The following is a 25,661-nucleotide window of genomic DNA, read 5'->3' on the forward strand; positions in this document are numbered from 1 at the left end:
ATCGCGAACGGCGCAAACAAGCGTAAGCAAAGAACAAACGAAGACCACCCTCAAAAAATACAAGGAATATAAGGAACAGCATGGCAGAAGAACAGCGCGGATCGCGCGGCAAGTCCTACGGCAACCACAAGTCCTACGGCTCGGGCAGGCCGGGCAATCGCGGCGGCAAGGGATTCAAGCCGCGTGGCAATGGCGGCAAGTCCTACGGCCACAAGTCCGGCGGCTTCCACAACGACGACCATAAGGGCGGATACCGCAAGGGCAATGGCGGCAATTTCCACCGCGACCGCGATTTCCGTCGTGATGGTGAGGGGGAAGGTCAGGAGCGCCGCTTCCATAACGGTCCGCGCAAGTTCAACCGTGACGGCGAGCGTCGCGACGATCATCGCGGTTATCGTGGCGGTCGTGGAGACAATCCGCGCTATCAGCGCGATGGCGAGCGTTCCGGTTTCCGTCGTGACGATCGTCGTGATGGAAACCGTAAGGACTTCCATCGTGACGGCGATCGCCGCAACTTCCGCCGCGATGACCATCGTGGCAATGATCGTCGTGACGGCGGCCGCCGTAATTTCCGTGATGGTGATCGTAAGGACTTCCATCGTGACGACCAGCGCCGCGACTTCCACAAGGATCGTAACCAGCAGCAGGGTGAGGAACGCCGCGAGTTCACCCGCGAAGAGAAGATGGCTTACCGCGAGGAGAAGCGTGGCGAGTATATGGCCAAGCCACGCCGCAATTCCGATGGTACGGTGAGCTTCCCCTCTCAGAATCCATATACGCATCGTCGTCCTGACGAGCCGAAGATGCCGAAGGGTATCGAATGGCGCATGCTCACCACCGACGATCGTGAACGCCTGCGTGGACTGTCGAAGGAGCACGCGGAGAACATCGGTCTGCACATTCTTGCCGCATACACGCTTGAGGAAAGCAATCCGGAACTGGCTCTCGAACACGCCAAGTGGGTGGCGCGTCAGGCTTCCCGCATTGATTTTGCTCGTGAGACGCTCGCCTTCGTGGCATACCGTCAGGGTGATTATAAGCTTGCACTACGCGAGTTCCGTACCGCGTTCCGCATGAACGGTTTCCTGGATTACCTGCCGTTCATCGCCGACTGCGAGCGTGGCATGGGCGAGCCGAAGAAGGCCATCGAAGTGGCAGCGAGCGACGACGCCAAGTATCTGCGCGGCGAAGCCAAGGCTGAAATGTTCCTGGTTTACGCGGGCGCCTTGGGCGATCTGAAGATGTGGGACAAGGCCATTGAGATCGTGCATACGCTGGGTCGTTCCAAGGGATTGGCCGGCGAATACCGCATGCGTGCGGTGCAGGCCGAACAGTACTTCCTTGAAGAGGCCGGTCGTACCGATGAGGCCATCGCATTGGATCGTCTGCTTGACAAGCTCGAACTGCAGTATGCCGATGTTGAGGATGATGAGACTTCCGATGATCTTGTTGTCGAATACGATATGCAGGAGCTGAACGACGAACTCATGGATGTGCTTGGCATTTCCGAAGATGACGCGCAGTACGCCCCGGAAGATCCTGAGGATGAGGAAGGCGAATCCGAAGCCATCGACGAGAACGGCGAAACCAGCGATGAAACCCAGCTTGAGGCCGAGGAGGCGGAAGCTGGCGCGGAATCCGATGACGAGCCGGCGACTCAGGCCGACGCTGAACCATCCGAAGCCGACAAAGCGGATGAAATCGTGGAAAACGAAGCCCACAGCGCCGAAGATGAGGCCGAGGAATCTTCCGAAGCCTCCGAAGACAACGAGTGAGGTGCGTGGCCCACATGCTGAAGTTCACGAATCAGCCGCTCAGTGAGACATACAAGCTGGCGTTGCTCGATCTTGATGGTGTGGTTTACCGTGGTAAGAACCCTGTGGAACATGCCGCCGAGAATATTCGCAAGGCCGAATCCTTGGGCATGACGGTGGAATACACCACCAACAATTCGTCCAGATTGCAGTCCGTGGTGGCGGACCAGCTGAAAGGGTTCGATCTGGAAGCCGAACCATGGCAGGTCATCACCTCGTCGGTTGTCGCCGCACGAATGGTGGCGCGTGCCGTGCCTGAAGGCTCGAAGGTTTTCGTGCTTGGCGCCCAACATCTGCGTGAGGAAGTGTCCAAGCAGGGACTTGAGGTCGTCGATCGTGCGGAAGAGCAGCCGGTTGCCGCCATTCAAGGCTGGTATCCCGACATGTCATGGAATGAGATGGCGCAGATTGCTTATGCAGTCGAGCATGGCGCGACCTATTTCGTTACCAATCGTGATCTGACCATTCCCCGCGAGCTTGGCATCGCCCCGGGATGCGGTTCCATGATCATGGCGGTGATCAACGCCACCGGTGTGGAACCGGTCTCGTCCGCAGGCAAGCCGGAATCCGCCATGTATGATGAAGCGCGCGTTCTCGCAGCCCATGATGGTGACGATCCGGTGGCCAAGGAACTGTGCCTCGCCATTGGAGACCGTCTTGACACCGATATCGAGGCGGGCAATCGTGGAGGATATGATTCCCTTGCGGTGTTGACCGGCGTCACTAATCCGAACGAACTCATGTTCGCGCCGGCGCATCTTCGCCCAACCTACATCGCCAAGGATTTGCGCGGCCTTAACGAGCCTGCTCCTGAAGTGGTGCATGATGAGGGCGCATGGCTGTGCCGCGATGCGAAGGCTCGTGTTGACGGCGATCGTCTGTATGTCACCGACGTCACCAGCGTCGACGGGTTGCGTGCCGCATGCAGTGCCATGTGGGCCGCTGCTGACAGCGGACGCGACGTGAGCAGCATCATCGTTCCGGAACTCCGTATTTCCTAACGAACAGTTCATGCCGATTATTGGAAAACCATTGCGAAACAGTGATTCCGTTCAAGTGGTTCGTCTTGACGTTGCGTTGTTGGAACGAGGTCTGACCGACAGTCGTTCCAAAGCGCAACGTCTGATCGCGGACGGCAAAGTCAGTGTGAACGGTGTCACCGTCACCAAGGCGTCAACGAAAGTCTGTTGCGATGACGTCATCGCCGCCGATAGGGGAGACGGCTACGTTTCCCGTGGCGCATACAAGCTTGTCGGCGCGTTCGAACGGTTCGCCGACGTCGGATTGCGTTCCGCGCAAGGATTACGTTGCTTGGATATCGGCGCGTCCACCGGCGGTTTCTGCGACGTGCTATTGCGCAATGATGCCGCGCAGGTCATCGCTTTGGATGTCGGCCATGGGCAATTGGATCCGAAAATCGCGCATGACGACCGTATTATCGAAATGAGCGGCGTCAATATTCGCGACGTGTATGCGGAGGATTTGCCGTATCGTCCGGAAATGATTGTTTCCGACGTATCGTTTATTTCGCTGACATATGTGATTCCGGCGATCGCAAGAATCGCCGCACCGCAGGCGCAGATCGTGCTGCTGGTCAAACCGCAGTTCGAGGTCGGCAAAGGCAACCTTGGGAAAAACGGGATTGTCGAAAGTCAGGAATTACGCGAACAGGCGTTGGCATCCGTCGTGGCATGCGCGGAATGCAACGGGCTTGACGTGCGCGCCACAACGGTATCTCCCATTGAAGGCACGCATGGCAATATCGAATATCTGCTGTACGCGGTCATGCAATGAAACAGTGGCTGATTGAGAAAACCGTGTCTGCAGTGTAAGCAAGGCAAATAAGGTAAGTAAAAGAAAATCCGGAAATCATGATTATGAAATTCCGGATTTTTCCATATGGAACGAGCATGTCAGCCGCGTAGGAACCGGTCGATCTGATCCTGCTTGCCCATGATGATGAGCTCGTCGTTGCGGTGCATGATGAGCTCTTTCGAACCGTATTCGAATTCCTTGCCCGGGGATTTGATACCGACCACGGTGATGCCGAAACGTTCATGCACGCGAGCGTCTTCGATTGTGTAGCCGACCACGTGTGCGGGGGTATGTATTTTGACGACGTTGTATGCGCCTTCAAGTTCGATGTAGTCGAGATAGTTGCCGGACACAAGATGTCCGACGCGTTTGCCTGCATCGGTTTCCGCGTTGATGATGTGGCGTGCGCCGATGCGCTGCAAAATGCGGGCGTGTTCCTTCGACACGGACTTGGCCCAAATGTCGGAAATGCCGGCGTCGAGCAGATTGCCGGCGGTAATGACGGAAGCTTCGACGCTGTCGCCGATGGCCACGACGGCCGTGTCGAAATCGGATGCGTTGATTTGCTCCAACGCCATCACATCGGTCATGTCGGCCTGCACAGTGGGAATCTGCGAAGACCAACGGTTCACCAGTTCGCCATCTTTGTCGACGGCGAGCACATCCTGGCCCATCATGTCGAGCGTGGTGGCCACAGAGCTGCCGAAACGCCCCAAACCAACTACGAGAACGCTTCTGGTGTTGTTAGCCATGATGTTATACACCTTTCGAAATTCCGTCTTCAAAAAACTATATTCATGTGTGATTGCAGGCAACTGCAAGTATATGAAGCCGTATCGTCAGCCGACCACGATCTGCTCGGTGGGGTAGCGGACGGCCTCGAGATTGTGTGGACGCGAAATCGCGTAGGCGATGGTGAGCGGTCCGAGACGCCCGATGAACATGGTGGCGGCGAGAATGTATAGCACCGTGGGACTGCTTTCACTGGCCACGCCCACCGAGTAGCCGCCTAGGCCGAACGCGGAGCAGGTATCGAACAGTGCGTCGCACAGCGAGCAGTCGGTGATGATCATCAGCGCCATCGACACCACGGTGACCAGCATGAGGCATGCCGTACTTACGGCCACGGCGGTCATAACCGCCTGCGTGTGTATGCGGCGGTGGAACGCGTTGATGTCGTGGCGTCCGGTGAATGCGGCACGACAAGTCAGCAGAATCACCGCGAACGTGGTGACGCGGATGCCACCTGCGGTCGAGGTGCTGCCACCGCCGATGAACATGACGATGGACAGGAACACTTTGGTTGCGTCGCTGACGCCTGGCATCCACGACAGGTCAAATCCGGAGCTTCGTGGCATGACGGCCGCGACCATGGCGTGCCAGAGGCGCGGCTCGATGCCGTCTCCGGCGAACAGCAGCTTGTTGTTCCATTCCATCAGCAGGAACCACGTGAACGAGGCGATCACAATGCAGAACGTGGTGGTCAGTGTGAGCTTGGTGTGCAGGCTCCAGCGCTTCGGAGGACGGCGCATGCGCCAGGAGCGCATCAGGTTCAACAACACCGGGAAGCCGAGGGTTCCGCAGAAAGCACTGGCCAGGATCGGCAGGCCGACCGCCCAGTTGTTGACATGCAGCCCGGCTCCGTCGGGGGTGAAGCCGGCATTGTTGTACGCCATGACCGCGAAGAACAGCGATTCCCACAATGTGTGGCGCACATTGCCGTGGTTGACTTTGTAGAGGCCGGGGAACAATGCGACGAATGTGATGCCTTCGATGACGAACGCGGTGGTGATGACCACGGTGAGCACGCCTTTGATTTCACCGAGCTTCGTGGTGCCGAGTTCGTTGGCGGTCAGCATGCGTTGCGTGGCCTTGAGATGGTGGTTCACGGCCAATGCGATCAAGGAGGCGAACGTCATGACGCCAAGGCCGCCCATCTGCACGGCGAAGATGAGCACGCCTTGGCCGAAGGTGGTCCAATGCGTGGTGGAGTTGACGATGGAGATGCCGCATGTGGAAATGGCGGATACCGCGGTGAAGAACGCGGTAGTGAACGTGGTGGTTTCGTCTTTCGGTGTGGCGATGGGTGTCATCAGCAACGTAGTGGACAACGTCGCGAGCGTCAGGAAGTAGAAGATGGTCAGGCAGCCCGGATGGTTGACGAGTCGGTGCATGAGGCCGCGTTTGCGCGGCTTGCGGTCTTCCGCCATGGCCTTCTCGAAAGTATCTCCCGAGAACCACCATGCGTAGCCATGCGAGGCCTCACGATTGGAGGAGGACTCGTCAAAGACGAGGTTTGACATGCCGTTCCTCTCTCCTTTTCTTATGATGTGTTGGTCTTCTTTCCTGTGAGCTATTGTAGGCATATGTGCGACTAACAGGCTATTTGACGGCTGACATTCCTGATTCGTGGCTTGCATTGGAGGCGGATTTGGGGTATTTCCGCGGGTTCTGGCATGTTTCCGACGCGCATTGCCGGTTTTCGTTCATTTGTTCGATTACACTGGAGGTCGGTGGCGTCTTCATAGGCGTTTTTCATAGGACGTTTCCTTTGCTGGAAAGGGATTGACGATGTTCGGTACCCGTCATGCGGTGGTGGTGACACATAGTCGCCTGAGAGAGAGCGGAACGGTGGTTGAGGAGGCGGTCGAGCAGCTGACCCAGGCCGGTTTCGAAGTGTCGATCATCGACAATATCGAGGCGCCGGACTTCGGCAGGCAGTCGCCGGTGGTTCCCGAACGAACCGAAATCGTGGTGGTGCTCGGCGGGGATGGCACCATTCTTCGAGCGGCCGAACTGGTGCACTGCACCAGCGTGCCGATTCTTGGCGTGAACTTGGGACATGTCGGTTTTTTGGCGGAATTTGAAAGCTTCCAGATGAGTGAGGCGATCCGCAGGGTTGCCGAGCATGATTATTCCATCGATGAACGCATGATCGCGCATGTTGACGTGTGGCTGCCGGGGGCGAATGAGCCGATTGGCGATTGGGCGTTGAATGACATCACGCTGGAGCGTGCCGACCGTGGCAAAATGGTCGAATTGTCGATTCGCGTGGATGATGTGGAAATGAGCTCCTTCGGCTGCGATGGCGTGATTGTATCGACGCCGACCGGTTCCACTGCGTATGCGTTTTCCGCAGGAGGGCCGATCATGTGGCCGAACGTGAAGGCGTTGCAGTTGGTGCCATTGGCGGCTCATGCCTTGTTCGCCCGTCCGTTGATTATTGGTTCCGGTTCCACGTTCGCCATCGATATTCTCGAGGATTCCACGTCGGACGGCTGGATCTGCTGCGATGGCCGCCGCCAACGCGCATTGCCACGAGGCACGCGCGTCGAAGTGCGCGAATCGAAGAGCACCTTGCGTCTGGCCCGTCTTTCCGGCGTGCCCTTCACGAATCGCTTGGTCACGAAATTCGATCTTCCTGTTGTCGGATGGCGCGAACAGGCACGTAAAACCGGGGAAGTACATCGTGGCCACGTGTCTCCGGAAGATAAAGAAGCGAACGAGTAAAAACACTGATGCTTGAAGAACTTGAGATTCATAATCTTGGGCCGATCCGTTCGGCATTGATCGCACCTGCCGGCGGTATGACGGCGATCACCGGTGAGACGGGTGCCGGCAAATCGATGCTGCTCAGTGCGATCCGGCTGATTTCCGGCGGCCCTTCCGACGGTGGCCGCGTATCGGTTGGAGCGAACGAAGCGTGGGCGCAGGGCGTGTTCGAGGTCGCCTCATCGCCTGCGGCGGTTGCCGCGGCGCACGAGGCGGGTTTCGAACCTGAAGACGGAGAACTGTTCCTGTCTCGCAAGGTGCCTGCCTCCGGTCGTTCCCGCAGCATGCTGTCAGGGCGTAGCGTGCCTCGTTCCGTACTGGGGTCGATCGCAGCGGAGCTGGTGACGATTCATGGTCAGGCAGACCAGCTGCGTATCGCTTCTTCCGTAAGACAACGTGAGTTTTTGGATCGCTATGCCGGCGATGACGTGGCGTTGGCCGCATACGGCAAAGCTTGGAATGCGCTTCGTGCCATGGATGATCGGTTGGAGCGATTGTCGAGCCAGGAGTCGTCCATGCGTCAGCAGGCGGACTACCTGCGCGAGTCCATCGAACGAATCAACCGCATCGATCCGCAGCCGGGGGAGATGGCCGAGTTGCGTGCTCGCCGTGATCGCATTGAGAACGCGGCCGAGATTGCCGAAGGGGTGAACCGTGCGTTGAGTGCGTTGGATGCTTCGCAGGTTGTTGACGATGTTGAATCATCCAGCGCCACCGATCTGATTGATCGCGCGTCGCAGGCGCTTCGTGCCATTCACGTGGACGGCGTGTTTTCGGAATTGGCCGATCGGCTTGATTCCATCAGTACTGATTTGTCTGATGTGGTGTTTACCTTGTCGGGCGAAGTCGACAATGATCTCGGCATGGAAGACTTGGACGCCATCAATGGACGTATCCATGAGCTTGACGAATTGGTTCGTCGTTGGGGGCCGGAACTGTCGGATGTGATCGCGTGGAGGGATCAAGCGGTGTTCGACTTGGAAGACTTGGATGCATCTCCGGAAAAAGTCGGCCAATTGCAGGAGGAACGCGAGAAACTGTTTGGTGAAGCGTTGAAAGCGGCACGTGCGGTAAGCAAAAGACGTACCGCCGCGGCGAAAGAGCTCGCCGCCAAAGTCACTGCGGAACTTGAATCACTGGCCATGAGTGGATCAAAGCTGGAAATCCGCGTATCGGAACGTGAACATTTGGACGCCTCCGGTGCTGACGACATTGATTTTCTGTTCACACCGTTTCCCGGCTCACCACAAATGCCTATGGGTAAAAGCGCGTCTGGTGGCGAGCTGAGCCGACTCATGCTGGCACTCGAACTCGTTGCGGCGGAAAAACATGTGGTGGCGGGCGGTTCCGTGCCTCCCATGACGTTCATTTTCGATGAGGTCGATGCGGGTGTCGGTGGCAAAACCGCGGTGGAGCTTGGCGCGCGATTGGCGAAACTCGCTCAATCCGCGCAGGTCATAGTCGTCACCCATCTGCCGCAGGTCGCATCCTGGGCCGACGAGCAATATGTTGTCGCGAAAGGCGAAACGAAAGATGGGTCGGTCGAAACCACCATCAAACAGGTGCGTGGCAGCGATCGTGTGCATGAGATCGCACGCATGCTGTCCGGCAGCGAAAGCGAAGCCTCGCTGGAACATGCCGAAGAACTGCTCAAATCATCGGTTCTCGATTAACGTAGGACGCACAATAATAAAGGACCCCGTGAAACAGGAATCGACCATCAAAAACTGCGTGAGCAGTTTTGAATAAGAATCGAAAGGCAGGATATCGATGGCAAGCAACCAAGGCAAAGGCGCCATTTTCGATCTTGACGGCACGCTACTTGATTCCATGGGCGTATGGGATCAGGTTGACATCGATTTTCTTTCAAAACGAGGCATTGACGTGCCGGACGATTACATGACGAAAGTTGCAGCCATGCAATTCCGTCAGATCGCCGAATATACGATCGCGCGTTTTGATCTATCCGACACTCCCGAAGAGCTGATGGACGAGTGGGATCATATGGCTCGCGTCATGTATTCCACAGTGGTCGAAGCCAAGCCATATGCGCGCGAATATCTCGCTCAATTGAAGGGGAGCGGAGCGAAACTTGCCGTTGCCACATCGCTGCCGCCGATGATGAGAGAGCCGGCGATGAAGCATGTTGGTATTTTCGACTACTTCGATGAAGTGGTCAGCGTCGATGATGCCGGCGATGTCGGCAAAGACCGGCCGGACGTGTATCTGTTGGCTGCATCTCGTCTCGGAGTAGAGCCGGGGGAGTGCACCGTGTTCGAGGATTTGCTGGTCGGCATGCGTTCCGCCAAGTCGGTTGGCATGAAGGTATGGGCCATGCACGACGATTCGTCCGATGCCGATTGGCCGGCGATTTGCGGTCTGGCAGATGGTGTCATGTTCGACTTCCACGACGCGCCTGCCGTATTGTAGGAACCGGCGTCGTACGGGGATATATGCATTTGGGGCTTTCCGTTGATTCGGAAGACCCCAAATACGTTCCATAAGAGTCTACCGGCTGGCTCGGTTCAGATGTCCTTGCTGCCGTAAATATGCAGCGATATCTTGCGGGAGAACGCCAAGGCGAGTACGTCGATGATCAAGAATGCCGCTAACGCAATGGCTTGGTGCCGGCTGATCGCCTCGGCCAGCTGTTCGACGGTCTTTGCGAGTTTCGGCAATGCCTTGCACAGTCCGATGACTGTGCCCCCGATCACGCCGATGCTCAGAATAATGGCGGCCATGGCGCGATAAGGGGAGAACCGGTACAGGAACGGCTGCACGATGGCGTTGAGCAGCACGAGGGTTAGCACGGTCATCGCGGCGAAGCCGATCGCATCCGTCACTTTAACTGGCTCGTGCATGATGATGCCGGCGCAGGCGATGCTGACGGCCACTTCCAATCCTGCCACCAGATCGCAGACGATAAGGAATGCGAATCGTCCGAGGATCTGGTGGTTGCGGCTGATGGGCACAATGCCGTTCATCCAATGATGGTTGTTCATCTGTTCATAGGAGAACAAGGTGATATTAAGCATCAGGAAGCCGGAGGCCGCTCCGCCGATGGCGGCTCCCGCAACGCTAGCGAGAGTGGACCCCGTGGCCGCCATCAGGCATGTGAAACCTGGAACGTACGCGAAGAAGATGGCTATGTACGACCGCCCGTAGCTGATGGTACGGTTCCAGTCCAAGGAAATCTGCCTAAGGATGGCGGTCATGGCGTCCGCGTTCGCTGTCGTGTTCATCGTACGTCTCCTTCGTTGGTATTGCCGATTGCCGTATGTGCCGCGGCGTTGGTCAGTCTGATCACATCTTCAATCGAAGCATGCTGTGTCAGGAGACCGTCGGTGCCGCCGATGTGTGGGATGTCCTGCGTGCGGACCAACGCGTCGAAGCCGGTTGCGTATGTGCGGATGCCGACCATTGCCCGCCGCAGACCATCAGTAAGCTCATCCGGACCGCCCTTGACCAGACGGAACGCGTCTTCGAACTCGTCTTTCGGCCCGCTGTAATACAGCATGCCGTTCGTTATATACGCGAGGAAATCCGCGCAGCGCTCCAAATCGGCGGTGATATGCGTGGAGAAGATTACGCTGTGTCCGCCATCCGCAACATAATCGGACAGGATGTCCATGAGCTCGTCGCGGGACAGTACGTCCAGACCGCTGGTCGGCTCGTCGAGAATCAGCAGTTTCGCATCGTGGCTCAACGCCACGGCGAGCATGAGCTTCATCTGCATGCCGCGCGACAGATCCTTGATCTTCTTGTTCCGTCCGAGTCCGAACCGTCTGAGGTATGCGTCGAACAGATTGTGGTCCCACAGCGGGTACATTGGGCTGCTTGTCCGTTCCACCGCGTCGACCGTCATGTATTCGATGAAATAGCTGCTGTCGAGCACTACGCCCAGCTGCTCTTTGGCCCGCTCCTCATCGGCCATCGCGTCAAGGCCGAGCACTTCGATTCGTCCCGCGTCTCGCGTGGTCATATTGAGGATCAGTTTGATCAACGTGGATTTGCCGGCTCCGTTCGGACCGACCAGACCCATGATGTAGCCGGACGGCAGGTCGAAGGTCACGTCATCCAATGTGAAGCCGGAATCATAATGCTTCGTCAATCCGGTTACGCTCAAGGCCAAGGTTGGCCGTGTTCCTTGGGGGAGTGAGGAATCGTTCATGATTGTTCCCTGTACGCTTTCTCGAACATGCCAAGCAGATCAAGCAGGTTGATGTCGGCGGCTTTGGCCTCGATGGAAACTTCACGGAGCTTGTCCATGATGCGTTCACGCGCACGTTCCTTCATGAGTTCGTTGCCTCGTTCCATCACGAATGTGCCTTTGCCCTGCACATTCTCCACGAGCCCCTCGTCGGCCAGTTCGTTATACGCTCTGGTCACGGTGAGCACGCTGACGCGCAGTTCCTTGGCGAGCTTGCGCAGTGAGGGAAGCGCCTCGCCTGCCGTAAGCTCACCCGACATGATCACGGACCTGATTTGGCTCTTGATCTGTTCGTAAATCGGTTCTCCGGACACGGATGAGATGATCAGCTTCAATCTGTGCCTCTTTTTCTGTATATTCCGTAGGTGATATATCTCCCAGCTGAACAGTTAGATGCAAACTGTTTAGCTGTTATATATAACAGTAACACAGAAAACCCGTACTGTTATTGCGTGTCGCATAACAGTACGGGTTTTGTCGGAATATAAGGGAATCCGCCGCTCCATGAACGTCTCTTGCGGTCGGCGATTGACGGAAGCGACATTTATTTGCGTTCGCGGATTGTTTGTTAATCGTTCACGTTTAAGGCGTTGCGTGTTCGCCTTCCAAGCCTATTTTGTCGCCCGGGCTGGCTTGTCTGACAGCTTCAATGTGGCAAAGCAGAAGAGGTAGAAGAATGAGGATAATGGCGAAAAACCATACGGCAACAAAGGGACAGCGGCAGGCAGGAGCCTGGCGCAAACGCGGTACCAAATCGGTGGGCGGTGGCATGCTCGCGTTGACAAGCGCTGTAGTGGCAGCGGCCATGCTCGCAACGCCAGCGGCTTTGGCTGGGGAAGGAACCGCCCGGTATTACAGCAGCAAGCAGCCGTATGTTGCACCGGCGAGCACATCATATTCAGCAATTCCGAACAGATACCATCTTGCATACACCGAGTCTGTGGTAAGGCATGGCTCGCGTGGCCTGTCGCGCTACAAGTATGACGCTTTGCTGGCGCTGATGGCTCAGTCCGCTGCGGAAAACAATTATGCTGGATTCGTTAGCCCAGAGGTTGGCAAGGAATTCATCAACAATGTCAATGCCATTACCGCGGCCAACGTAGGCAACGGGTATGGCATGCTCTCTGGTCAGGGCGCCATACAGCATCAGGGCATTGGTGAGAGAATATACCAGCGTGATGCTGATCTGTTCGCCAATGCCGCAAATCAGGGACTGCGCGTCTCATACCAGAGCTCGGGTGAGCCTCGTGCGACCGAATCCGGAGAGAATTTCAAACTAGGATTCGATCAGGCTTCCAACGGTTTGCTGGCGAATGCGGTTGTAGCACCGAATAATCCTGCGGATAACAATTCCGGCAAGGATTTCGACAAGAACACCACCACGTTGTATTTCCATAAGACCGATAATCCGGATGGTACGCAGAAAACGGGCGAGGCCAAGGAGCGCGCGGAACGTTACCAGCAGTTCGTCGCGAATGATGAGGGCATCGCCAAAGCTGAGGAAAACGTGACGAACGATCCATCCATGACCACCGCTTCGCATGATCTGCTCTCTCAAATCTTCACTGACGATTTCCTCGCGTCCATCGGCAAGGAGGAAGGCCAGCGCATCTGGTACAACACGGCTGACGGCACGAAGAAGGGCGCGGCCAATTGCGCTGCCGGCGCCGACCCTGCCAAGGATGCGAACGCGTGCGGTGACGCCAAGAAGAAGATCGCGTCGGAACAGGACGCGGCAATGGATTTGTACAATCTGTACATCATCGCGGCCGATATGGAACAGGAGAACACCGGATCCCACACGTTCAATTTCGACCAGTACTTCCAAGGTCAGCACGCCCAGGATGCGAAGACGTTTGCTTGGTCGCTTGATGCCGAGGACTTCTACGAGAAGGGACCGGGGCGCGCAGGTCAGGATGAGACCTACCGCATCGCCCAGCCGTTGCTCGACGATTTCTTCAATGCGATCGACACGAGGGAGCGGGCCGGCACCGCCGCGACGTTCCGATTCGCACATGCCGAAACCATTATTCCGTTTGCGGCATTGCTGAAGCTGCCTGGATCGCAGCAGCAGGCGAGTGAACTGTACACGTATGAGAACAATCCGTGGCGTGGCGAAAGTGTGACGCCGATGGCTGCGAATGTGCAGTGGGATGTGGTTGTGCGTGATGGTACGGACGCTTCGGGGCAGCCGTATCAGCCGTTGGTCAGAATGCTGTACAACGAGACGGAAATCGGATTCAACGATTCCTGCACGCCAATTGCGGATGGTTCGACCTGGTATAAGGAAAGCGAGCTGAAAAGCTGTCTGAATGGTAAGGGAACCACGGTTGATGCCCGACTGACGGATGAGGAAGGTCAGCCTGAAACGCCAGGCCATGAATCGACACCAGATGATTCGCAGAAGGCTCCGGGTGCGAATCATGCGAACGGCCAGCGGGAGCATCCGGTGAAATCGTCCGCGAACGGCGGCGATGCAGTCAAGCTCGCCAAAACCGGTTCGAACGTGACGCCCGCCATCGTGGCGACCGTCGTGATGGTGTCCTCCGCGATACTTGGAGGAAGCTACGCGCGGCGTTCCCGCCGGAAGGCTTGATTTAAAACCTTATCTCGACCGGGTTACGGCCTGACTTGCAACTTGGCCGCAGCCGGACTTCGGTCTAGCGTTTTACATCTGATGCGCTGTTCCCAATTCCCATCCTCGGGCTTGGAAGCAGCGCATCATTGCGTCAGGTGAGGTATGAGGTCAGTGCGTATGCAGCTGGGGCTTTTCGCGCACTTTGGCGGTGAAGTAGTCCGCTTCCACCTTCCATACGGTGACGGCGCATACCTGCTGGTCGGTGAACTCCACATGCTCCATACCGGCCTGCTGTCTCATCAGCAGTGCGAGCCCCTGGCGCGCCTCGTCAAGATCGTCGATGATGGACGCGGTACCATTGCCGACGATCGACTTGAACGCCTCGCCCCAATTGCACAGCGTGCGCCCCTCGATCACCTCGCAGTCAGTCGCCATTTCGAATGCTACAGGAAGCGCGTTGCCCGCGGCCTTGACCGCGTCCATCTTGCGCCCGGTCGCAGAACCATGGAAATACAAGGTGAGATGATTGGATTCCGTGTCGAATACGTATCCAAAATTCAACGGCACGATGGTGATGCCCTCCGCATCGGTGTATGCAATATTCACGATCTTGCACGTTGCGATAATCGCATCAATCTGCTGTGGTTCGGTTACCTCACGGTCGGCACGCCTCATCATGCGATGCCTTCCCGCAACCGTCCGCTCATCATTACGACGCGTCACCATGGCACGTTCCTCTCTGCTGGATTTACACACCCAGCCTACCGGCTCCCTCGGCCGATGCTGTACACGCCGGAACCATCATCTCACCAAGCATGATCCACCGGCTCCGGCTGCGCAAGACGCTTCGGCCCTTCAGCATTTCAATCGCCTTCAACTCCAAACGTTCACGCTCCTCAGCCAACGCATCGCCAACACGATCAAGCAAACCGCACACGCGAGCCGTGGACTGACATGTCGGAAGACGATGATTTATTGTTGGAAGTCTGAGTCTCATCGCGCTTCTCCTCTTCTCTTACGAGGCCGTGCCCCGCGCCGTTACGAGACCTTCGAAAGGCTTGTCGAAGAGACCATATTCGAAGACATCGGCACACTGCACGACCGCTATCAGGAATTCGGCATCTACCCGCTACTGACGCTGCTTGCGTCATTCGCATGAAAAAGCTGATCTATAAACAAAGCGGCATCGCATTCCAAACTAGAAAACGGAACCATCAAGCTTGTCGAGCGCCCGCAGCAAAGAATCAACATGACCCTTCGCGCGCACGTTGTACCGAGCGATACGAATCACTCCATCACCATCGATCACGAAAGTCGAACGAATTACACCCTCATAGACCTTGCCGTACAATTTCTTCTCACCATACGCACCATACAAACGATGCACAGTCAAATCAGCATCCGACAACAAAGGAAACGTCAAATGATCGCGCTCGCGGAACCGGACGAGCTTGTCCAGCGGATCCTTTGATATGCCGAGCACAGTGAATCCGCGGGAGCGCAGGCGTGCGAGGTTGTCGCGGAAGTCGCAGGCCTCAGTAGTGCAGCCAGGAGTCATCGCGGCAGGGTAGAAGTATAGGATGATATTCTGGCCGCGCAATGCGGAGAGCGCGATGCTATCGCCGTTGTCGCTGGGAAGTGTGAAGTCCGGGGCCGTCTGCCCCGCTTCGAGTCGTGCAGATGTACGGGAGTCCTGCGCTGCTGGGGTTGCTGGCGAATTGATGTCGGACATGATTGCTCCTTACCGTTCTTCGGACTTCGTGCCGATACAAAGCGCGAATAGGTGTCATCATACCCGCCTTACGTGCGCGCGGCTTGCTTGACTCGTTGCGCGACGATCTATTTTTCTCGTTCCAAAGCAAGCGCGGTATCGAATATTTCGATGTGAGCGGAACGGTTTTGTTTGTGCATGGGCTATTATTGGGATGACAAGTTTTGTGCCATTCCCCAAACCGGCTTGCCGTCGGTCGGGGCGGCGGAAGGCTTGCGAGAGGTCACTGCCGGATACCTCCGCCACGTCGGAGACGTGGAAACCGTAAGGGAGGCGTAGCATACCACCCGTGCGAAACCGTTGGAAAGCGGAAGGGTGAGCGAAACGTCCCGCGAGAGCGTGGCGAACCGCCCAAGCAGTGGGCGTCAGACCCGTCAAGGGAACAGATCCGAAAAGATCTGTTCCCTTCTTTTTATTCGGAGGGCAATGATGGCTGACCACAGCAAAGAGAAGGCGGAGTGGCTTCGGAAAGTAAGGGACGAAATCCGTCCCGCATATGCCCGGTTGTTTTCCTCGGGACGGTTGATTCTTCAATGTGATGACGGTAGCGAAGTTGCCATCAGGTTTACTAAAGGCGTTTTGCCCATCTATGTGGGTTTGAATACTACATGGACTTCCATAAGGGACGTCGTGCCCGGCAATCGGATTTCTATGACGACATCATACGAAGGAATTTTACGGCGAAGCGCGTGGACTACACCCATAGACATAGCGACAGGAACACGTCATACGAAAAGCGGCGGAGTCATACAAAATCAAAACTGGATATAGCAGGTGAGGCCTTCAACCATGTGGCGAGTGCTGCCTATGTGGTGGAATCTGCGAAAAGTGGCTTGATTTTATTTGCTGGTGATGAGCGGTGGGCGTTGGGCTTGTCGGAACAGGTGAACAAGAAAGATGAGCGGACGGGTGATTACATTCCTGCATCTCTTGTGAATGAGAGTGTTCTTTCCGAGAGCATCCACAGGCGGGGTACGCGTGTGAGAAGCGTCGTATCAGCAAGATGGGAGTGATTCCGGAAACCGTTTGCTTGGTCTGTAGTCGTAGGCTTTGGTGGCGTAGTGGCGGTCATCGCTGCAGGATAAGAGCGGGATGATATTCCGGACGTGAACGATGTCTCGATCATTCTCTTTGGGATTCCTCGTCGGCCATGAATTAAGGAAAGCAGGCTGTATCTCGCCTATATATGGCAGATTTCGGGATGCGACGGGAGGTATTTCGCTTATATATGGCAGCCTGTTCCTCAAAAATGAAGCTTTTCATACCCCCTACCTACTGTTTCGGCAGACTGGCCTGCCATATATAAGCGAGAAGCCTCCGGACAAGTCCGTGAATCTGCCATGCATAAGCGAGATGAGGACAATGCACATCGAGGTGATGATGTTTTGTCTTTGCCGACGTGCTGGGCATCCCTGTCGAAAACGTCGCAGTAAACGAGCTCGGCGGCCTTGGCGACGCGATGTGCTCCGCCGTGGGAACCGGCTTGTACAAGGATTTCCAAGAAGCGCTCGACCACATGTCGAAGCCGGGCAAAAGATTCGAACCCAGAATCGACCAGACCGCCATCTACGACCGCAAGTACAAGGCCTACGAGTCGGTCCTGCGCGTCACGGACGCGGGATGGAACACCCTCCGCGTTATGCAAAACAGTCCGACCCACTGAACTAATCAACAGAAGCACACGAAGCAAGAGTCGGACACGACGTGTCGATCGTCGTGTCCGACTCTTATATGGCGTGCGCCTGTTGGATGCCGATTATGGTTTGAAGGTTTTTTGGATTGGCGTCCCCCCGGAATATCGCGAATGGGGCTAATGAAGGGAAACGAAAACATGGCGTCTAAACATGTTCTGAACTGCGCTCCGTTCATTGTCTGTTTTTGAGAATAAACTTGAAAGACAAAGGTGATTCCTTAAAGGCGAGGAGGGTCTCATGAGCGCTATGGAGCTGTCGGAGTGGGAGGGAAAGCTCAACGAAGAGGTCCGAATCGACTGCACTCTGGAGGCCTTGGCACCGGGTCAACTTATCGAATGTGCGGGTGGAGAAGAAAAAGGGAACGCAACACGAGTCGATGACGAGGTAACCGTCATCAATGTCGAATGCGAGGAAGCATCTAACGGAAAACAGGCCAACTATTATCGGCTGGCGTCGTGGTGTGGAGTAATCGCGGGTGCCATCGACTCGTTGTGGGTCGGACGATTTGACCTTGATCGTGCAAGAGAATGGGGAAGCGGTCAGATTGATGCGTTCGTGATTGCTGTAGCGAGGATGGATTCGGAATACAAGGGTGACGATCTGAAATCGGCGATTAGGTTCCTCGAGAAGATGCATCCGTTCGTCGGTGACAAGGTCACTCAGGAGTTCGGCGGCGGATACCAGCATCATTTGCGGGATTTTTCGCATCACATGAGCTTGGGAGGTCTTGCTTTCTCCATCCTGACGCAGTTCACGGGGAAGGTGTATGGGACGGACCGGCATGGGGAATTCCTGGCCGTGCCTGTGGAACGGGATGAGCTGATTGGTGGGAATCTGGAAGAGAAGCTCATGCTTGGCGTGGTGGGGTGGTTCTTCCATATGGTGAGCGATATGGCGGGGTCGAGCGGGTCAGTAGGGAAGGGGACTGGTACTCCTGGGCCGGTGTTGTCCTTGGTGAAGGAGTTGTCGGCATTGCCGTTATTCAAAGACGCGATGGCGGATGAGAGGTCGTTCCGTAAGATGCTGTCGAAATTGTTTAATGGAACACTGCTGAAGGATGTTGGTGAAGGTGGCGAACGGATTTATCGGCGCTTCGATCTCAGGGCGGAACTGGGTGTGGGACGTGAGCTGGCAAGGCAGTCCGTGCCTGTGATAATCAACGAATGTTTGGTATGCGTATGCTATACGGCGCAAAAACTGTATGAAATGTGTTCGAAGGGGATGTTGGACCGTGAGTCGCTGATGCGGCTTGGGATTGATACGCTGCTTCCGAATGGGTCTGCAGTCGCTGCAAGGATGGTCACCATTGCGACGGGAGTGTTTTCGCTGTTTGACGTTGCTGACGGGGTTATCCGCGCGCTCGTGGGAGGTAAATCGAAGATAGGAGCGTTGGCGGTTAAGGATCTCTTTCTGCACGTGAACTTTGTCGGGATCGCTCGGTTTGCATTTGCTGTGCGTACGGATTATCAGGTGAGTTCCGACGCGCGCAAAACGGCGCAATCGATCCCATATTCCGGGTTTGAGAATCGAGGCAATGGGTATGGTGATGATTCCTCGGTTATGCGATTCTTCGAAATGGATTTGGCGAAGACGAACATGTTGGTCTCCATCGAGTATCAGGCGCTTCTTGCCGATATAGAGCAGACGAAGAAAAAGTCTTTGCGGGCAGGCAAAGAGCAATGGCTCCAAGATTGGGAGAGAGATGTCAGTGCCGAATTCACGCTATTTTCCTTTGAAGAGCTCAGGGAAGAGGCGCAGAGAATCCAGACATATTCGGCAGTGGGATGGCAGGAGCTGGTGGCGTTGGAAGCTTCGCAGTTCGTGCCGTATCAGTTTATGTCTGAGGGTTCCGGAAATAAGACTGGCAAGAAACTGAAGTTTGATTCAGAGACGTTGGATGAGGTATGCGATAGATTACCGGGATTCGAAAAAGGAAGTTGCAGAAAATACGCGAAGGCGATAGCCGGGCAGGAGAAACGGCTGAAAGGCGTGAATGAGACAATACTGGTGGGTGCTGTCGGCAGTGTGTGCCTAATCACAGCGACAGGGGGAGCCGCATTTGTGTTGGCTCCGACCATCGCTCCGGTATTGGCGGGATCGACAGTGGCAGGCTTGTCCGGAGCCGCGTTGACGAGTGCGAGTCTGGCCGCGGTTGGGGGCGGATCCCTTGCGGCTGGAGGCCTCGGCGTGGCAGGAGGTACGGCCATCATTGCCGGTGGCGGCGCACTGGTGGGTGCTGCCGCCGGTGGAAGCGCCACCACATTAGGCACGTGGATAGTGTCGAATCAGGACGCATACGTACTCAACACGTGCGCGAAATTGACGGTGTTCTGCCGGAACGTGCTGCTCAATGATGAGCAGGGGAAACAGAGAGTTACCGAGATATGCCAGTACATACGTCAACAGATATGGATGGCTGAAGCGCAACTTGGGTTCATGTCGCAGCTTGAGAGTCTCGTGAAGAAAGAAGGCGGGATTTCCCTCGGTTCAGGACGTCAAGCCAAGCGGTACCGTAATGAGGCTGTGAAAGGGATTGAAGGCAGCATGAAGAACATGAAGAACAGTGTGAAATACATGAAGGCCTGCGAGAAACAACTCAAAAAGATCGCGGGTATTGATAGGGAGAGTGAAAAGAGTTCCACATGGAGGGTAGCTCCGCAAATCGAAAGCCAGTGAGTGATGGCGGAATAATGGAGCAAGCCGACGTGCCGGAAGAAGGCGATTCGCTTGTTGGTGGCTGGGGTCGTCGCGCTCTTTCCTCTGCAAGGACTTCTCCTGCGAGACGCCTAATTAATGCGCGTAAATTAGCTTGCACCTTTCATATGGAAAAACTGATTCAAAAGACCGCATCGCATTCCAAGCTAGAAAAACGGAACCATCAGGCTTATCGAGCGCACGCAGCAAAGAATCAACATGGCCTTTCGCGCACGTTGTACCGGGCCACACGAATCACTCCATCACCATCGATCACGAAAGTCGAACGAATTACACCCTCATAGACCTTGCCGTACAATTTCTTCTCACCATACGCACCATACAAACGATGCACAGTCAGATCGGCGTCCGACAACAACGGAAACGTCAAATGCTGTCGGGCTACTGGCGAATTGATGCCGACGTGATTGCTCCTTACGGTTCTTCGGACTTCGTGCCGATATAAAGCACGAATAGGCGTCTGTTGAGGTCGGTCGGAGGACTGTGAGCCACGGTCGGCCTCAACGTGCTAGATGGTTGTTAGAGGTTAGAAGACGCTGTAGCCGCCATCTACGCGAATATCAGTGCCAGTAACGTACGAGGAGGCGTCGCTGGCGAGGAAGAGGACCGTGCTGGCAATCTCGTCATTCGTGCCGAAACGGTGCATTGGCACGACTTCGAGCATGGCGTCGTGGCCAGGCATGTCGATACGGCCATTGAAAATTCCAGACCACACGTATCCGGGGGAGATGGTGTTGGAACGGATGCCATCTTTGGCGAGCGCTGCGGCAAGGTAACGTGAGTGTTCCATGATGGCCGCTTTGGTGGCGCCATACGCGTTCACCGGCGTCGGACTTCCCATCATGTAGTTCGCGTTGTGTCCGGACAGGGAGGCTGTGAAGATCAGTGAGCCGCCATGACCGTGTTCGCGCATGATTTCATGCGCGATGCGGCCGGTACGGTAGGTGCCGTTGAGGTTGATGTTGATGGTGCGCGTCCATACTTCTTCGGTGGCGTCTTGGTCATCTCCCGGTACGTTGACTCCGGCGTTGAGGAATGCGAAGTCGACGGTGCCCAGCTGTTCCACCAATTGCGTTTTGAGTTCCGCGACTTGTACCGTATCGGTGACGTCGCAGGTGAGCGCAATGACGTTGGTGCCGAAACCTTCGCGCATGTCTTCCACCAGTTCGGTGAGCTTGTCTTCTTGGCTGGGCAGGTCGACTAGTGCGACGTCTGCTCCGGCTTGGGCGAGTGCGGCTGCGGCGTTGCGTCCTAGACCGCCTGCGGCTCCGGTGACGAAGCCTTTGCGGCCGCGCATTGAGAATTTATCGAGTATCGAGTAGTTTGAATCCTTCCATTTGTCGAGGGGATAACGTTCGTCGAAGATTTGTTCGACGGTTTTCTCTGGAATCTGCGATGATTCATCTGCCATGTTTCGCTCCTTTGCGTTATGATGACCGCTTTTTAGATGCGTTCGCAGCACCATGTTTCCAACACATCATATGAACCGCGTTTGCGGTTGCCTATGCTCGTGCCTGCGGTCGTTCGGCGTCCGTGCCGAACCAATCCGAGTGTAGCAAATAAAACGATGGCGATGCTGTCAGTATTTGTCAGGTAAAACGTAGTGAGGAAGCCGTAGAGTCAAGACCAGAAGATGGTTGGCGATCAAAAGGGGGGTGGTGATGGCGGATTTGAAAATGTTTTCCAAACCCGTGGTGTTCACGGATTTCGATGGGGTGCTCAACGCATTCCCGAATGACAAGCTTCTGCGCAGGGGCGGCGTGAACAAGGTCATGGCCTGGGCGAAGCCCGACAGTCCCTACGTGAAAATGTATGATCCGGAAAAAGCGTTCCACTTGGACGGCAACGAAAAAGCCCACACGCCCGTAGGATCATGGCGTATTCATTGGTCCAGCGAACTGTCCGACGCGATGTATGCGTTGGCGGTCGACGGTATCGTGGAATTGTGGTGGCTGTCCACCTGGCAGCCGTACTGCAATCAGATCCTCGACCTGATGCTCGGCTGGGATCCCATGCTGGTCGATGTCGTCACCTGGTATGATCCCGTCACCAAATGGGGACGTGAGACGGGCAAATGGCAGACCATCCAACGACGCGTACGCATCGAATGCGAAGAGAATGAACCCGCGCCGATCGTATGGATCGACGATGATGAATGCTTCGAACAGCGCGCGCAGCTCTTGGAGGAACTCCAGCCGAAAGCGCCGGTGCTTATGGTTCGCCCGGACTATCGTATCGGCATCAGCCGTCGTCAATGGAAGCTGATCGATACGTTCGTGCACCATCCCGAACAGTTCGACACGGTCACGTTCGACATGGAACCAACCTGCAGGATATACGACATCCACCACGGTTTCTAGCCTAAATGAATTACCATGGGAGGATAGTCGAGCGGAACGAGATGAGGATCTGGAATTCGCCAAGCTCATCGACACGAAGGCCCAGCCGTTGTTCGATGAGGAGTATCAGTAGCGCGAACGGCTTCTATGGGGCGAGTAACGGTCCGACTATGTTGCCGTGGTTTCTCCTTCCGAACGTGACATGAACCGAATGTGCATTGAGATGTGCAATTCATGCACATTGCGGTCGCCGGCCGTTCACCTTCATGTAAGAAGGAATCAGCCTTCGGGCTTTAGCATGAGTTGCAATGGCGCGTATTGGATGCGCGCGTACGAGGAAGTGAGAGCTGCTTACATGCGTGTGTTCGATTTCGACGGAACCATCTATGACGGAGAAAGCCTGTTCGACCTGTACCTGTTTTCGGCCAAATACAATCCGAAGGTATTGCGGTACATCGCCCCGGTACTGCGGTACGCCATCAAATACAAGCTCGGACGAGTCACGCTCGACCAAATGGAATACGGTGTGGGCAAACTATGCCACGGATATTTAAGCGAACTTGCCGAATCGTTGGAATTCGAAGAATTGGTCAACACCTTCTGGGATCAGAACATGAAGCGCATCAAACCCTGGTATGAGCCACGCGAAGACGATGTGATCCTCACCGCCTCGTTCGACATCACCGTGGGCGAGGCCTGCCGCAGGCTTGGCGTGCAACATTTGGTCTCGTCCACCATCGACGGCAACACGTTGAACGTAAACTACCTCAACTTCAACACCAACAAGCCCAAACGATTCCGCGAACTCTACGGAGACAACGTTCGAGTGGACGAATTCTACACAGACAGCCGATTCGACCAGCCCATGATCGACATGGCCCGACGTGCCTACATGGTTAAAGGCAACAAAATCCACCAAGTCAAATAGCCGGAAAGGCTGGAACGGAATACGGCGGCATGGGCTGATTCTTGCGTGTCCTTCAGTGGGGATGCCTTGCGTGGGCCAAGATGGGCGCCGGTTGTTCGGATTGCCGCATATAGGGAAAATGCAATCGAATGCAAAAACTAGGGCGACACGCGCTTGTAGGGGATTGATCCCGCGGAAGAAAAGTGGGATGATTGCTCGCAAAACAAAAGGGCAGGGCACGAAGCCATTCAGGATTCCATCGAATGTGGGCCGGAGCTTTTTCCCTTCAAGACCAAAGGCATTCTGCTTGTCTCGTCGAGATACGAAAACCTCGATAGGGACCGGGTGCGCATACATTTCGACAGCAGGAACATCGAAGGAATCCTCGATGGCGGGCACAATACCCTCGTCATCGGACTGCTGATCCTGAAGCGTGCCTTGGACTTCACCGGAGGGAAACTGCCTCGCGGCCAAAAGACATGAGGCATATTCAAGGCTTTCTGGACGCAATACCGGTCCAATATCGACGAATATCAGAAAGCCGTCCGCAAAGACGAAGATGGGACTGCGCCCGAAACGACAGCCGAAGGAGACCTATCCTTTTATGTTCCAATGGAACTCATCGTCCCGACTGATCCGGACGACAGGATGTGCGTGACGGAATTCCGCAACAATCTATTGGAAATCTGCGAAGCGAGAAACAACAACGCACAGCTGACCACAGGAACAAAAGCCAACCAAAAAGGATACTTCGACACACTCTCACAACAACTACGCCTCCAAAACAAACAAATCGCCGACCGAGTGGAATGGAAAAGCAACGACGGAGGAGACGCACCCATACAGAACCTAATAGCACTCACATGGATCCCACTCACCCTAATCCCGCCAGTCTCCGACGCAAACACCCTACAATGGAAAACAAGCCCACAAAACTTCGTCGAACAACACTTCGACGAAATCATGCGCCAATACTACATGAACCTGACAGCATGCCAATACGATCCACAAAAAGTCGGCAAAATGCCAAGCAGTTACAGCACGGCCCGCAACGCATACAAAATGGCGCTCGCAGGTATTGGCGGGTAAAGCCTTGTGGATTATGAAGGGGGTAAATATGGAATGCTGCATGAGCCGAAGCAAGGTGTCTACATGCTGAAGGTGAAAGAAGTATCCGGTATGAAGACCACCCGCCGCGAGAGCGGGCAATATGCAAGAAAAGGACGTTAACACGCGCGACGAATATGATTTTAGCGACGCGAAGGCGAACCCCTATGCCGTTGCGGCCCGCAGGCCGGTGACCATGAACCTCGCGGGGTAAGCGATCGAATACTTCAAAGACATGTCCAAGGAGACTGGCATTCCATATCAGAACCTCATCAATCCGTATCTGGTGCAATGCGCCCGGGAACATAAGAAGCTCGAATTCGTCTGAGCGAGGCCGTTCGCCGACGTCGGACCGACCGAACCGCGGATCGTCCCCCGCGATCTGGCACTGGCGTTCGGATCCGGTCGAACTTGCCCCTTCAGTCCGTTTTGCCGCCGTACAGCAGTCCGCCAGCTCAGCCGCCCACGCACATGTAGACCAGCCATCTGGGCAGGGGATAATAGGAACCCGTCGAACCCGTCTTCCACCCAGCCACGCTCCTCGAGCGAGTACGGAAAGAAACTCGTACCGTGAGATGTTGGAGACACGGTACGAGTTACAACCGTTTTCAGCGCCCAGTTAGGAAGGTGGGATATCGGGCAATGATTTCATCGAGCTGCTCTTCAGTGGACGTGGCCGCACCATGCACGAGGAACGGTTCACGATAGGAGGCGTGTACATAACGAGACATGGCCTCATACGGCGACAGCAACTCTTCCATAGTTCTCGCCTGACTACCATCATGCGTATAGCATTCAGCCGGTGCACCAGTGGAAACAGCCACCATGATCTCCTTGCCCTCCAACGCATAATCACCATAAGCCCAGCCGATATTCAACACGTCATCCTCCCACTGCTTAAGCAGTGCCGGAGCCGAATACCAGTAAAACGGGAACTGCAACACAATGCGGTCATGCTCCTGCAGCAACGCATGCTCACGTTCCACATCAATTTTGAAATCCGGATAGGCGGCATACTCATCCACCACAGTCACGCCATCGACCTTTTCGGCCACATCCATCAGCTTACGATTAACGTGGGAATCCTCCACATGCGGATGAAACACCAACACCAACGTCTTCATAAGTCGCCTCCTGACAACGGCCGTTCTACGTTACC

General features: G+C 55.6%; 22 protein-coding genes and 1 pseudogene. 13 read left to right on the plus strand and 10 right to left on the minus strand.

The annotated features are described in order from the left end of the window. Window positions 1-80: 80 nt before the first annotated feature. Genes WMO36_RS01915 through WMO36_RS01925 form a run of 3 tightly spaced genes read left to right on the plus strand, consistent with a single transcriptional unit; the run spans window position 81 to window position 3,608 of the window. Complete coding sequence (locus tag WMO36_RS01915) at window positions 81-1,775, plus strand: helicase (protein ID WP_349076607.1); 1,695 nt, start codon at window positions 81-83, stop codon at window positions 1,773-1,775. A gap of 14 nt (window positions 1,776-1,789) precedes the next feature. Beyond that, the gene (locus tag WMO36_RS01920) at window positions 1,790-2,815 is read left to right on the plus strand and encodes an HAD-IIA family hydrolase (RefSeq protein ID WP_349076609.1); all 1,026 of its coding nucleotides are present in this window, start codon (window positions 1,790-1,792) and stop codon (window positions 2,813-2,815) included. Window positions 2,816-2,825: 10 nt separating this feature from the next. Beyond that, window positions 2,826-3,608, plus strand: a complete 783-nt coding sequence (locus WMO36_RS01925) for a TlyA family RNA methyltransferase (RefSeq protein ID WP_337509678.1) — start codon at window positions 2,826-2,828, stop codon at window positions 3,606-3,608. A 119-nt stretch (window positions 3,609-3,727) separates the two neighbouring features. Here WMO36_RS01925 and WMO36_RS01930 read toward each other — a convergent pair whose 3' ends face one another. Together WMO36_RS01930 and WMO36_RS01935 are read right to left on the minus strand one after the other, a co-directional pair. After that, a complete protein-coding gene (locus WMO36_RS01930; RefSeq protein WP_033501112.1) occupies window positions 3,728-4,381 on the minus strand; it encodes a potassium channel family protein in 654 nt (217 codons plus the stop codon). Window positions 4,382-4,468: 87 nt separating this feature from the next. Further along, a complete protein-coding gene (locus tag WMO36_RS01935; RefSeq protein WP_144170959.1) occupies window positions 4,469-5,932 on the minus strand; it encodes a potassium transporter TrkG in 1,464 nt (487 codons plus the stop codon). A 268-nt stretch (window positions 5,933-6,200) separates the two neighbouring features. On the opposite strand from WMO36_RS01935, the gene WMO36_RS01940 reads away from it, so the two are divergent. The 3 genes from WMO36_RS01940 to WMO36_RS01950 all read left to right on the plus strand — a co-directional run bounded on the left by WMO36_RS01940 (window position 6,201) and on the right by WMO36_RS01950 (window position 9,611). Beyond that, window positions 6,201-7,139 (plus strand): NAD kinase, encoded by a 939-nt coding sequence (locus WMO36_RS01940; RefSeq protein ID WP_039198526.1) that lies wholly within the window; start codon window positions 6,201-6,203, stop codon window positions 7,137-7,139. An 8-nt stretch (window positions 7,140-7,147) separates the two neighbouring features. Next, on the plus strand, window positions 7,148-8,854 hold the full coding sequence (gene recN, locus WMO36_RS01945; RefSeq protein WP_349076612.1) for a DNA repair protein RecN: 1,707 nt from the start codon (window positions 7,148-7,150) through the stop codon (window positions 8,852-8,854). Window positions 8,855-8,951: 97 nt separating this feature from the next. After that, on the plus strand, window positions 8,952-9,611 hold the full coding sequence (locus WMO36_RS01950) for an HAD family hydrolase (protein ID WP_039198523.1): 660 nt from the start codon (window positions 8,952-8,954) through the stop codon (window positions 9,609-9,611). A 95-nt stretch (window positions 9,612-9,706) separates the two neighbouring features. Here WMO36_RS01950 and WMO36_RS01955 read toward each other — a convergent pair whose 3' ends face one another. Genes WMO36_RS01955 through WMO36_RS01965 form a run of 3 tightly spaced genes read right to left on the minus strand, consistent with a single transcriptional unit; the run spans window position 9,707 to window position 11,726 of the window. Next, entirely contained in the window at window positions 9,707-10,423 is a 717-nt protein-coding gene (locus WMO36_RS01955; protein WP_349076614.1) for an ABC-2 transporter permease, read from the minus strand. Further along, window positions 10,420-11,352: an ABC transporter ATP-binding protein gene (locus WMO36_RS01960; RefSeq protein WP_065434634.1), complete on the minus strand. Its 933-nt coding sequence runs from the start codon at window positions 11,350-11,352 to the stop codon at window positions 10,420-10,422. The genes WMO36_RS01955 and WMO36_RS01960 overlap by 4 nt, the downstream gene beginning before the upstream one ends. Beyond that, on the minus strand, window positions 11,349-11,726 hold the full coding sequence (locus WMO36_RS01965) for a GntR family transcriptional regulator (RefSeq protein WP_039198517.1): 378 nt from the start codon (window positions 11,724-11,726) through the stop codon (window positions 11,349-11,351). Before WMO36_RS01965 ends, WMO36_RS01960 begins: the two co-directional genes overlap by 4 nt. Window positions 11,727-12,076: 350 nt before the next feature. Between WMO36_RS01965 and WMO36_RS01970 the strand changes: the two genes are divergently transcribed. Next, window positions 12,077-13,987 (plus strand): histidine-type phosphatase, encoded by a 1,911-nt coding sequence (locus WMO36_RS01970; protein WP_435374424.1) that lies wholly within the window; start codon window positions 12,077-12,079, stop codon window positions 13,985-13,987. A gap of 150 nt (window positions 13,988-14,137) precedes the next feature. Here the strand turns inward: WMO36_RS01970 and WMO36_RS01975 are convergent, their stop codons facing one another. Further along, entirely contained in the window at window positions 14,138-14,695 is a 558-nt protein-coding gene (locus tag WMO36_RS01975; protein ID WP_278746450.1) for a pyridoxamine 5'-phosphate oxidase family protein, read from the minus strand. Here WMO36_RS01975 and WMO36_RS01980 point away from each other — a divergent pair. Further along, window positions 14,694-15,128 carry a hypothetical protein gene (locus tag WMO36_RS01980; protein ID WP_349076616.1) on the plus strand — a complete coding sequence of 145 codons (435 nt, stop codon included), beginning with the start codon at window positions 14,694-14,696 and terminating at the stop codon, window positions 15,126-15,128. The genes WMO36_RS01975 and WMO36_RS01980 overlap by 2 nt on opposite strands. A 39-nt stretch (window positions 15,129-15,167) precedes the next feature. On the opposite strand, the gene bcp is transcribed toward WMO36_RS01980, so the two are convergent. Next, window positions 15,168-15,701 (minus strand): thioredoxin-dependent thiol peroxidase, encoded by a 534-nt coding sequence (bcp, locus tag WMO36_RS01985; protein WP_099571902.1) that lies wholly within the window; start codon window positions 15,699-15,701, stop codon window positions 15,168-15,170. A gap of 1,438 nt (window positions 15,702-17,139) precedes the next feature. Here bcp and WMO36_RS01990 point away from each other — a divergent pair. Further along, on the plus strand, window positions 17,140-17,403 hold the full coding sequence (locus WMO36_RS01990) for a hypothetical protein (protein ID WP_349076618.1): 264 nt from the start codon (window positions 17,140-17,142) through the stop codon (window positions 17,401-17,403). Between the two features lie 268 nt (window positions 17,404-17,671). Then, a complete protein-coding gene (locus tag WMO36_RS01995) occupies window positions 17,672-20,110 on the plus strand; it encodes a hypothetical protein (RefSeq protein WP_349076620.1) in 2,439 nt (812 codons plus the stop codon). Between the two features lie 114 nt (window positions 20,111-20,224). Here WMO36_RS01995 and WMO36_RS02000 read toward each other — a convergent pair. Together WMO36_RS02000 and WMO36_RS02005 are read right to left on the minus strand one after the other, a co-directional pair. Beyond that, window positions 20,225-20,528 (minus strand): annotated as a pseudogene (locus WMO36_RS02000) (redoxin domain-containing protein); the annotation flags it as partial. Window positions 20,529-20,675: 147 nt separating this feature from the next. Beyond that, window positions 20,676-21,560, minus strand: a complete 885-nt coding sequence (locus tag WMO36_RS02005) for an SDR family NAD(P)-dependent oxidoreductase (RefSeq protein ID WP_236824492.1) — start codon at window positions 21,558-21,560, stop codon at window positions 20,676-20,678. A 250-nt stretch (window positions 21,561-21,810) separates the two neighbouring features. On the opposite strand from WMO36_RS02005, the gene WMO36_RS02010 reads away from it, so the two are divergent. The 3 genes from WMO36_RS02010 to WMO36_RS02020 all read left to right on the plus strand — a co-directional run bounded on the left by WMO36_RS02010 (window position 21,811) and on the right by WMO36_RS02020 (window position 24,484). Further along, window positions 21,811-22,509 (plus strand): hypothetical protein, encoded by a 699-nt coding sequence (locus WMO36_RS02010; protein ID WP_349076623.1) that lies wholly within the window; start codon window positions 21,811-21,813, stop codon window positions 22,507-22,509. A 334-nt stretch (window positions 22,510-22,843) separates the two neighbouring features. Then, on the plus strand, window positions 22,844-23,416 hold the full coding sequence (locus WMO36_RS02015; protein ID WP_250778852.1) for a haloacid dehalogenase-like hydrolase: 573 nt from the start codon (window positions 22,844-22,846) through the stop codon (window positions 23,414-23,416). 591 nt (window positions 23,417-24,007) lie between these two features. Next, window positions 24,008-24,484 (plus strand): hypothetical protein, encoded by a 477-nt coding sequence (locus tag WMO36_RS02020; protein ID WP_099571898.1) that lies wholly within the window; start codon window positions 24,008-24,010, stop codon window positions 24,482-24,484. Window positions 24,485-25,110: 626 nt separating this feature from the next. On the opposite strand, the gene WMO36_RS02025 is transcribed toward WMO36_RS02020, so the two are convergent. Next, on the minus strand, window positions 25,111-25,626 hold the full coding sequence (locus WMO36_RS02025; RefSeq protein WP_099571897.1) for an NAD(P)H-dependent oxidoreductase: 516 nt from the start codon (window positions 25,624-25,626) through the stop codon (window positions 25,111-25,113). Between the last annotated feature and the right edge of the window lie 35 nt (window positions 25,627-25,661).

This window comes from Bifidobacterium hominis, from assembly GCF_040095915.1.
Classification (GTDB): domain Bacteria; phylum Actinomycetota; class Actinomycetes; order Actinomycetales; family Bifidobacteriaceae; genus Bifidobacterium; species Bifidobacterium hominis.